The following is a 9,423-nucleotide window of genomic DNA, read 5'->3' on the forward strand; positions in this document are numbered from 1 at the left end:
GACGCTGCCGGAGGCGGGCGTGCATCGGGGCCGCCTCGAGGTGGCGCCGGACGGTACGCCGTCGCTGACCCTCGCGCCGTTCACGCCGCCCCGCCGCCGGGGGGCGGGCGTGCCGGTCGCGTGGGCCGACGAGGTCGTCGACGCGGACGCGTGGGTGCGTCGCCACAAGACCCGCGACCGCGCGATCTACGACCGGGGGATGCGCGAGGCCGCCGCGCGAGGCCTCGCCGACCTGGTCTACCGCAACGACCGCGGCACCCTCGCCGAGGGCGCCGTCAGCACCGTCTTCGTCCGCCGGGGGGGCGTCTGGTGGACGCCCCCCGTCGCCGACGGCGCCCTTCCGGGGGTGCTGCGCGAACGGCTGCTGCGGCGCGGCCGCGTGCGCGAGGGTTCGCTGACGCCCGCGGACGTCGAGGCCGCCGACGACCTGGCGATCGGGAACGCCCTGCGCGGGCTTCGCCGCGTCCGGTTCGTGGCGCCCGACGCGCCGCCCGACGGCCCGGCCTCCGGGCCGCGCCCGTGACGTCAGACGCCGAGCGCGCGGGCGGCGAGGAGGACGGCGAAGCCGGCGAGGGCGGCGGTGGAGACCGCCTGGAGGGCGGTGCGGACGCGCGCCCCGAGGCGGGCGGCCGCCCCGAACGCCGTGACGAGCGCGACGCCGCCCCCGACGAGGGCGGCGTAGAAGGCGAGGACGAGCGCCGCTCCGTGCAGCGGACCGCGGCCCCAGGCGCTGACGGTCAGCGGCCCCAACACCAGCGCCCAGAACGTCCACGGGGCGGGGTTGAGGACGTTGACGAGGGCGGCGCGCAGGAGGCCACCGCGCAGGAGGCCACCGCGTCGGGGGCCACCGTGCGCCGTGCCGGGGGGCGCGGCGGCGTCGGGCTCCGGGGGTGGGGTCCGGCGGAGGGTCCGGGCGCTCTCCCACGCGAGCCCGGCGACGACGAGCGCGCCGACGCCCGCCAAGCCCCGTAGCAGACCGTCCGGCGCGCGCGCGAGGAGGGTCAACGCGACGGCGGCGACGAGCCCGTCGCTCAGCAGGGGCCCGAACGCCAGCGGCCAACTGCGCCCGGCGCCGTCGCGGAGGGTGCGGGCGACGAGGAACGCCTGGAAGGGTCCCGGCTGCGAGGCGGCGGCCAGCCCGAGGCCGAACGCCGTCCAGGGAGCGGCCGCGGCGAGGCCGGCGGCGTCGCTCACCCGTCGTCCGCGTCGTCGTTCCGGCGGGCGTGCCCGGGCGCGAGCAGGTCCCGCGCTTGGGCGTACAGGTCGTTGCGGCGACCCTGCGCGGCGCGTTCGCGCTCGCGGGCCCGTTCGTCGCGCCGCACCTCGCGTTGCCGCCACGCCCGGTCGGGCGGCAGCGACGACGCCTCGAACGGCTGGATGGGGGGCGCCAGGTCGCAGGTCGCGTCGAGCTCCTGCTTGAGCAGCGTCTTGAAGCCCAGCGCGTGCCCGGGCTCACCGACCCGGGCGCGGGCCCGCTCGATCGCCGCCTCGACGGCGTCGAACCCGAGGGCGCTCCACGCCTCGCGCTCCGGCGCCTCCTCGATCAACGTGGGGTAGAGCGGTCCGAACGCCGACCGGAGGCGCGCGACGACGCGGTCGCGCCCCGGCGTTCCGCCGGCGGGTGGGGGGGTGCGGGCGGCCATGGGGGATGCTACCGCGCGCTACCCTGCGCCCCATGGAGCCCCTCCTCACCGTCCTGCGGGTCCTCGTCGCCGCCGCCTTCGTCGCCGCCGCCCTCGTGAAGCTGGTGCTGCCCCCCGCCGCCCTCGCGCGCGTCGGGATGCAGGTCGTCGCGGGCCTGCCCCGCCGCACGGTCGTCGCCGTGGCGGCCCTCGAGGGGCTCGGCGCGGCCGGCCTCCTCGCGCCGAGCCTGCTGGGCGCGCCGCCGACGCTGGCGCGCCTCGCGGCCGCCGGATTGGCGGCGTTGATGGTCGGCGCGTCGTGGTTGCAGGTGACCCACCGCCGCTCGCTGGGGGCGGCGATCTCGATCGCGATGCTGACGCTCGCCGCGGCGTTGGCGGTGACGCCGGGCACGCCGCTGGATCCGCTGTGAGCGACGCGATGGACGGGGCGGGGGCCGGGCCGTCGCCCGGGGCGGCCCGGCTCGATACGCGGGACGGGCTGCTGGACGCCCTGATCCGCATCGACTCCGTCAATCCGGCGCTCGACCCGGCCCGTGCGGGGGAGGGCGAGCTCGCGCGGTTCGTCGCCGGCTGGGCCCGCGCGCGCGGGCTGCACGTCACCTGGCTGGAGGGCACGCCCGGTCGGCCGAGCGTGATCGTGCGCAGCGGCGACGGGGCCGGCGGCCCGGCGCGGGGCGGGGGGCGGGTCCTGCTGAACGCGCACCTCGACACGGTCGGGGTGGCGGGCATGGAGGCGCCGTTCGTCCCGCGCGAGGTGGACGGCCGCACGTACGCGCGCGGCGCGATGGACATGAAGGCCAGCCTCGCCGCCTGCCTGCGGGCGGTCGAGGCGGCGGCGGGCGAGGCGCGCGCCGGACGCCTGATGGGGGAGGTGATCCTGACCGCCGTCGCGGACGAGGAGCACGACAGCCTCGGGACGCGCGAAGCGTTGGCGGCGCTCGCGCCGGAGGGTCCGGTCGACGTCGCGGTGGTGACGGAACCGACCGACCTGACGCTGCACGTCGCCCACCGCGGCTTCGCGGTCGTCGACGTGACGTTCGCCGGGCGCGCGTCGCACACGTCGCGTCCCGCCGACGGCGTGAACGCCGTGACGCACCTCGGGCGCCTCCTGCACGCCGTCGAGCGGGCGAACGCCGCCCTCGCGGCGGGTCCCGCCCACCCGCTCCTGGGGGCGGGCGCCTGGCAGGCGGTGCTCGCGTCGGGGGGCCGCGAGTTGTTCACGACGCCCGATCGCGCCACGGCGTCGCTCGAGCGGCGGACGGTGCCGGGCGAGCGGGCGGCGGGCGCCGGCGGCGCGGAGGACGAGGTGCGCGCGTGGTTGGCGGCGCTCGCCGAGGACGACCCGGACGTGCGCGCGGAGGTGCGGACGGTCGTGGCGCGCGAGGCGTTCGAGGCGGGGGAGGCCTCCCCCGCCGCCGCGCACGTCGCCGCCGCCGCGGAGGCGGTGACGGGGGCCGCCCCGGCGCGCCTCGGGGCGCCCTACTGGACCGACGCCGCCCTGGTGGCGGACGCCGGCCACCCGACGGTCCTGTACGGGCCCGTCGGGGGCGGCATCCACCAGCCGGGCGAGTGGGTGGACCGGGCCAGCGTCGGGGTGCTGGAGGCGGTGCTGGGCGCGCTCGTGCGCCGCGTCGCCGGCTGAGGCGGTGGGCGGCTCAGCCGGTGCGCAGGACGGCCCGCCAGGCGCCCATCGGCGCCGACGTTTCGCTGGGGTCGGCGGCGTGCGCCTGGTGCAGCCCGCCCAGCAGCGCGGCGATCTCGGTCTGCAGCGCCTGCGCGGCGCGCTCGACGCGGCCGGCGTCGTAGCCGCGTTCGGCGAGCTCGAGGGTCATGTCGAGCCCGGCGACGCGGCCGACGATGCGGCCGAGGTCCACCTTGCGGCGTTGCGGCACGTCGCCGTCGAGGCGGACGTGCAGCAGGTCGCCGAGCCGTTCGGCGGCGCGGGCGGTGAGGGCGTGCCCGCGGAGGTAGACGTCGAGGCGCGCCTCGTTCGCCGCCTTCATGGCCTTGAGGGTCGTGCCGGCGATCTGTTCGTAGAGGATGTCGTTGCTGCCCTCGAAGATCTGGAACGGGCGCGAGTCGACGAGGCTTCGGCCCGCGACGTGATCGAGCTTGTAGCCGGCGGCGCCGACCAACTGCAGGAGCGACTGCGCGGCGGCCTGCATCTTGTCGGTCACGACGGTCTTGACGACGTTCGCGCGGAGGCCGTCCTTGGCGAGGTCGGCGGCGGGGTCGGCGTGCTCCGCGGCGTGCAGGTTCATCGCGTCGGCCAGCGTCACCGACGCCTGCAGGTCGGCGAGGCGGCGGCGCACCTGGTCGTAGTGCAGGAGGCTCTTGCCGCCCACGGCGCGGGTGCGGACGTGCTCGAGCGCTTCGTCGGCGAGGCGGTGCAGGAACCCGAGCGCCATGCCGGGGAACTGCAGGCGGCTGCGGTGCAGGAGGTCCAGCATCATCGTGAGGCCGTTGCGGGTCGGCTCGAGCCGGTGGGCGGCGGGGACGCGCACGTCGACGGCGTTGCGGCCGTAGGGGATCGGGTACAGCCCGAGCGCGTGGAAGCGTTCCTCGACGACGAGGGCCTGCTCGGGGTCGTGCGCGTCCAGCACGAAGAAGTCGACGTCGCGCGCAAGGCGTCCGTCGTCGCCCCGCTTGCGGGCGGTCATGAGCCACAGGTCGGCGAGGCCGGTGAGGCCGGCCCAGTGCTTCGTGCCGCGGATGCGGTAGTCCTCGCCCTCGGGCGTCCAGGCGGTCTCCATCGACAGCGCGTCGGAGCCGTAGTCGGGTTCCGTGATCATGAGGCCGCCCATGTTCTGGTGGTCGAGGAAGCGGGGGAAGACCTCGTTCTGGACGCTCGCGTGGGCGTACTTCGCGACCGGCTGGAGGAACAGCGCGCCGTTGATGCCCATCGTGAGCGCCATCGCCAGCGATTCGTAGGCGCTGCGTTCCAGCATCGCGAGGCCGCCGGCGACGCCGTCCCCGCCCTCGGCGGGGGCGCCGGCGCGCCCGCCGAAGCGGTGCGGGACGAAGACCGACAGCGGCTTCGTCGCCAGCAGCGCCCGCAGGTCGGCGGGGGGGAGGCCACGCCGGAGGTGCACCCCGGCGCCGTCCGGCGATTCGCGGAACACCCGGCGGAGCACGGCCGCGTAGCGGTCGAGGAAGGCGTCGAGGGACGCCTCCGCGTCGGGCGCCCGCGGTGCGTCGGGCGCGGCGGTCGGGGGGGTGTCGGCAGCCTGCATCACGCGCGCAGTCTACCCGGTGGCGGGGGGCGATTTCGGGCCCGCGCGCACGGTCGCTCGGGTAGCCTCGGAGCGTGAGCGTCCGCGAGCGGGTGGGCACCGTCATCTTCGAGACCGACACGCCGGCGGGGCGCGCGTTCGACGTCGCGCTCCTCGTCGCGATCGTCGCGAGCGTCGCGCTGGTGGTGCTGGAGAGCGTCGCGGGCGTCCGAGAACGCTGGTTGCGGGAACTGCGCATCCTGGAGTGGGGGTTCACGGCGGCGTTCACGCTCGAGTACGTCGTGCGCATCGGGTCGGCGCGGCGCCGCGCGCGGTACGTCCGCAGTTTCTACGGGGTGATCGACCTGTTGGCGATCCTCCCGACCTACCTCAGCCTCGTGGTGGCGGGCTCGCAGTACCTGGCGGTGGTGCGGGCGTTGCGGTTGTTGCGGGTGTTCCGGGTCCTCAAGGCGATGCGGTTCGTGGGGCAGGCCAACGTCCTGGGGGCGGCGCTCCGCGCGAGCCGCGAGAAGATCACCGTCTTCCTGTTCACGGTCCTGACGTTGGTGTTGATCCTCGGGTCGGCCATGTACCTCGTCGAGGGGCCGGCGCACGGCTTCGACGACATCCCGACCGCGACGTACTGGGCGATCGTGACCCTCACGACCGTCGGGTACGGCGACATCGCGCCCGGCACCGCGGCCGGCAAGGCGCTGGCGGCGGGGGTGATGATCCTGGGCTACAGCATCATCGCGGTGCCGACCGGCATCGTGACGAGCGAGATCACGCGGGCGTCCGCGCCGCGCATCCGCGAGGCGCGCTGCCCGACCTGCGGGGTCGGGGGGCACGCGGTGGACGCGACCTACTGCCGGGCGTGCGGCGCGCCGCTGGACGGCGCGCCGCCCCACGAGGAGGAGGCGACGTGAACGACGAGGGGACGACCGACGCGACGTGGACGCTGCGCACGGACGGCTTCGAGGAGGCCGTCGTCGCGCGGGACGGCAGCAACTTCCTGACCGGGAACGGCTACCTCGGGGTGCGCGGCACCCTCGAGCCGTGGCGCGCGGAGCGCTTCCCGGCGGTCACGCTGTCGGACAGCTACGACCAGGCCGACGGGCGGTGGCGGGAGCTGGTGACGGTCCCGAACGGGCTCTACGCGTCGCTGGAGGATGCGGACGGGCGCGCCTACCTGGCGGCGACCGACCCGGCGGTGCTGCGGCGCACCCTCGACCTGCGGACCGGCACGCTCCGGCACGCCTACGCGCCGTCGGGCCCCGCGGGCGTGTCGGTGGTGACGGAGCGCTTCGCGAGCTACGCGGACCTGCACCTGGTCGCGTCGCGCCTGCGGATCGCCGCGGAACGGGCGGTCGAGCTGACCCTGGACGTCGGGATCGATCGCGACGTGTGGAGCCTCCACGGCGACCACTTCGCCGAACGCCGCGACGTGCGCGCGGCCGCGCCGGACGGCGATCCGGTGCACGACCGACTCGGGGTGGATCTCGTGACCGTCGAGCGGGGCGTGCCGATCGCGGTCCGCGAGGGGGTCGCGGTGACGGCGTCGGGCGGCGCGCGGGTCGCGGCGGAGGCGGTCCCCGCGACGGGGGACGGCCGGCGGGTGCGGCGCCTGCGCCTGACGCTCCCGGCCGGGGGGGAGGTGACGCTCCTGCGCGCCTTCGCGGTCGCGAGTGCGAACGACGTCGACCCCGCCACGGACGTGGGTGGCGACCCGGCGGGGGCGGCGGAGGCGAGCGTCGCACAGGCGTTGGCGGCCGGGTGGGAGGCGCTGCACGCCGCGAACGCCGCCTCGTGGGCGGCGTACTGGGCGGTCGCGGACGTCGAGGTGGACGGCGACGTGGAGGCGCAGGTCGCGCTGCGGTTCGGGATCTACCAGAACCGGATCGCGACGCCCGCGCACTCCGACCGCCTCCCGGTCGGGGCGCGTGGCCTGTCGTGCCAGGCGTACCAGGGGGCGGCGTTCTGGGATCAGGAGACGTACAACCTGGTGCCGTGGCTGCACGCCGATCCCGCGGTCGCGCGGGCGTTGCTGGTCTACCGCTGGCGGACGCTGGACGGGGCCCGAGCGAAGGCGAAACGCCTGGGCTACGAGGGGGCGTTCTACGCGTGGATCAGTGGGGACGACGGCGAGGAGTTGTGCCCCGACTGGTTCTTCCGGGAGGTGGTGACGGGGCGCGACATCCGCAACCACTTCAACGACCAACAGATCCACGTCGCGCCCGACGTCGTCGTGGCGATCGATCGGTACCTGACCGCGACCGGCGACGAGGCGTTCCTGCACGATCACGGGGCGGAGGTCGCCTTCGAGGTGGCGCGCTTCCTCGCGTCGCGGGTCGTGTGGGTCCCGCACCGGGCGCGCTGGGAGCTCCACACGGTGCTCGGGCCGGACGAGTACCACGAGTTCGTCGACGACGACGCCTTCACGAACCACCAGGCGCGGCGGGCCTTGCGGTTCGCGGCCGACGTCCACGCCCACCTCGCGAGCGACGCGCCGGAGGTCCTGGAGCGGGTGGCGGCGGCGACCCGTCTTCGCGACGAGGAACCCGCGACCTGGCGGGCGGTGGCGGAGGGGTTGTTCGTGCCGGAGCCCGACCCGGCGACCGGCGTGATCGAGCAGTTCCGCGGGTACTTCGCGCACGAGGACGTGACCCCCGACGTGCTGCGGGAGCGCCTGATCGACCCTGGCGAGTACTGGGGGTGGCCGATCGGGGTGGCGGTCCACACGCAGGTGCTCAAGCAGGCGGACGTCCTGCAGCGCCTGGTGCAGGAGGGGGACACGCCGCGCGAGGTGCTGGAGGCGAACTACGCGTACTACGAGCCGCGCACCCAGCACGGCAGTTCGCTCAGTCCCTCGGTGCACGCGATCGCCGCCGCCCGACTGGGCCGGTCGGACGACGCGCTCGGGTACTTCCGCAAGAGCGCCCTCACCGACCTCGCGGGCGACTTCAAGACCGTGAGCGGGGGGACGTTCATCGGGGGGGTGCACACTGCGGCGTGCGCCGGCACCTGGCAGGCCGCGGTGGAGGGGTTCGGGGGCCTGTGGGTCGATGCGGACGGGCTGCACGTCGCGCCGGCGCTGCCCGAGGGGTGGACGCGGCTGCGCTTCACGGCGACGTTCCGCGGCCGGCGGGTGGTCGTCGAGGCGACGCGGGACCGCGTGACCCTGACGGGGGCGGCGGCGAACGACGGGGCGGTGCCGGTGACGGCGTACGGGGTGCGTCACGAGGTGGCGCCCGGCGCGTCTCGGGTCGCTTTCCCGGCGTAGACGCACGCGACGCGAACGCGGGCGGCACCGGTCGGTTCCCGGTCGCCCGGCCGGGCTTCGAGGCGGTGCGGGCGTGGGCGCGCAGGACCTCCGGATCGGCGCGCTCGCGCCTTCTGGCGCGCGCCGCTACGGGAGCGGCACGCGTCGGGGGACGGAGCTCGGGGCGGTCGTCCCGTCTCCGCGTTGCCCCTTGTCGTTCCGGCCCCACGTCCACAGGTGTCCGTCGCGATCGCGCGCGAGGGAGTGATACGTGCCTGCCGCGAGGTCCGTGATGGAGACGCCTGCGCCCGAGGCGTCGGTGACGCTCACGCGCACGGGCGTCGTCCGCTGGACGGTCGTGCCGTCCCCCAGTTGGCCGTCGTCGTTGTACCCCCACGCCCAGAGGCGGCCCTGCACGTCGAGTGCGAGGGAGTGAACGCGGCCGGCGGCGACGTCGGTGATGCGGACCGGTCCGCCGGGCCAGTCCGTCAGGCTGACCGGGGTGGTGCGAATCGCGGTTTCGCCGTTCCCGAGTTGACCTCTATACCCCGTTCCCCACGTCCAGACGGTGCCGTCGGCGTCGAGGGCGAGGGCGTGCTCGTGGCCCGCCGCAATCCGGGTGATGCGAGCGCCGGCGGCGGCGAGATCGGTGACGCTGACCTTCGCCAGGCTCTCCCCGTAGGCCCCTCCGGTGCCCAGTTGCCCCCCCTTGTTGGCGCCCCACGCCCAGACGGTGCCGGTCGCGTCGAGCGCGAGGGAAAAACTGCCGCCTGCGGCGACGTCGGTGATGCTGACGCCCGGCCCGGGCCAGGTGCCGTCGGTGAGGCTCACCGGCGTGAAGATGTAGGTGCCGGGGGTCCCGGTCCCCACGCTCCCGTTGGGGCCATAGCCCCACGCCCACAGGTGCCCGTCGCGATCGAGGGCGAAGGTGCGGAAGGGTCCGGCGGCGACGTGGGTCATGGGGGTGTCGGGGCTGGGCAGGTCGGTCACGCTGACCGGCGTCGTGCTGTCGACGTTCGTCCCGGTTCCCAGTTGGCCGTACTCGTTTTTTCCCCAGGTCCAGATCGTGCCGTGTTCGTCGAGTGCGACGGAGTGGTTCGTTCCGGCGGCGACGCCCGTGATGCGGACGCCTCGCTCCGCGACGTCGGTGACGCTGACGGGCGTGGTGCTGGCGACGGTCGTCCCGTTCCCGAGTTGGCCGTATTCGTTGTGTCCCCAGGTCCAGAGCGTGCCGTCGGCGTCCGGGGCGAGGGTGTGGTCGCTGCCGGCGATGGAGGGTGCATCGGATTCGGGTTCGGGGGGTTCGGGG

General features: G+C 75.7%; 9 protein-coding genes. 5 read left to right on the plus strand and 4 right to left on the minus strand.

All coding sequences use genetic code 11. The features are described 5' to 3' along the window. A partial coding sequence (locus RI554_08680) for an aminotransferase class IV (GenBank protein MDR9392086.1) occupies nt 1-523 on the plus strand: 523 nt, incomplete at its 5' end. A gap of 2 nt (nt 524-525) precedes the next feature. Here the strand turns inward: RI554_08680 and RI554_08685 are convergent. Together RI554_08685 and RI554_08690 are read right to left on the minus strand one after the other, a co-directional pair. Next, nucleotides 526-1,194 carry a hypothetical protein gene (locus RI554_08685; protein MDR9392087.1) on the minus strand — a complete coding sequence of 223 codons (669 nt, stop codon included), beginning with the start codon at nt 1,192-1,194 and terminating at the stop codon, nt 526-528. After that, the gene (locus tag RI554_08690; GenBank protein ID MDR9392088.1) at nt 1,191-1,643 is read right to left on the minus strand and encodes a hypothetical protein; all 453 of its coding nucleotides are present in this window, start codon (nt 1,641-1,643) and stop codon (nt 1,191-1,193) included. The genes RI554_08685 and RI554_08690 overlap by 4 nt, the downstream gene beginning before the upstream one ends. A 32-nt stretch (nt 1,644-1,675) precedes the next feature. Between RI554_08690 and RI554_08695 the strand changes: the two genes are divergently transcribed. Both RI554_08695 and RI554_08700 read left to right on the plus strand, forming a co-directional pair. Next, nucleotides 1,676-2,053 (plus strand): DoxX family protein, encoded by a 378-nt coding sequence (locus RI554_08695; GenBank protein ID MDR9392089.1) that lies wholly within the window; start codon nt 1,676-1,678, stop codon nt 2,051-2,053. Further along, the gene (locus RI554_08700; protein ID MDR9392090.1) at nt 2,050-3,285 is read left to right on the plus strand and encodes a M20/M25/M40 family metallo-hydrolase; all 1,236 of its coding nucleotides are present in this window, start codon (nt 2,050-2,052) and stop codon (nt 3,283-3,285) included. Before RI554_08695 ends, RI554_08700 begins: the two co-directional genes overlap by 4 nt. Nucleotides 3,286-3,298: 13 nt before the next feature. Here RI554_08700 and RI554_08705 read toward each other — a convergent pair whose 3' ends face one another. After that, on the minus strand, nt 3,299-4,876 hold the full coding sequence (locus tag RI554_08705) for an acyl-CoA dehydrogenase (GenBank protein ID MDR9392091.1): 1,578 nt from the start codon (nt 4,874-4,876) through the stop codon (nt 3,299-3,301). A 74-nt stretch (nt 4,877-4,950) separates the two neighbouring features. Between RI554_08705 and RI554_08710 the strand changes: the two genes are divergently transcribed. Then, nucleotides 4,951-5,781, plus strand: a complete 831-nt coding sequence (locus tag RI554_08710; GenBank protein MDR9392092.1) for an ion transporter — start codon at nt 4,951-4,953, stop codon at nt 5,779-5,781. After that, entirely contained in the window at nt 5,778-8,135 is a 2,358-nt protein-coding gene (locus RI554_08715) for a glycosyl hydrolase family 65 protein (protein ID MDR9392093.1), read from the plus strand. The genes RI554_08710 and RI554_08715 overlap by 4 nt, the downstream gene beginning before the upstream one ends. A 126-nt stretch (nt 8,136-8,261) precedes the next feature. Here the strand turns inward: RI554_08715 and RI554_08720 are convergent. Further along, nucleotides 8,262-9,423, minus strand: a 1,162-nt coding sequence (locus RI554_08720) for a hypothetical protein (protein ID MDR9392094.1), incomplete at its 5' end; no start/stop codon positions are given.

The organism is Trueperaceae bacterium (assembly GCA_031581195.1).
In the GTDB taxonomy this organism is placed as follows: domain Bacteria; phylum Deinococcota; class Deinococci; order Deinococcales; family Trueperaceae; genus SLSQ01.

Excerpts from the sequence above, each read along its gene's own strand:
- RI554_08690 (MDR9392088.1), bottom strand. The coding sequence starts at position 1,643 with ATGGCCGCCCGCACCCCCCCACCCGCCGGCGGAACGCCGGGGCGCGAC.
- RI554_08695 (MDR9392089.1), top strand. The coding sequence starts at position 1,676 with ATGGAGCCCCTCCTCACCGTCCTGCGGGTCCTCGTCGCCGCCGCCTTC.
- RI554_08705 (MDR9392091.1), bottom strand. The coding sequence starts at position 4,876 with ATGCAGGCTGCCGACACCCCCCCGACCGCCGCGCCCGACGCACCGCGG.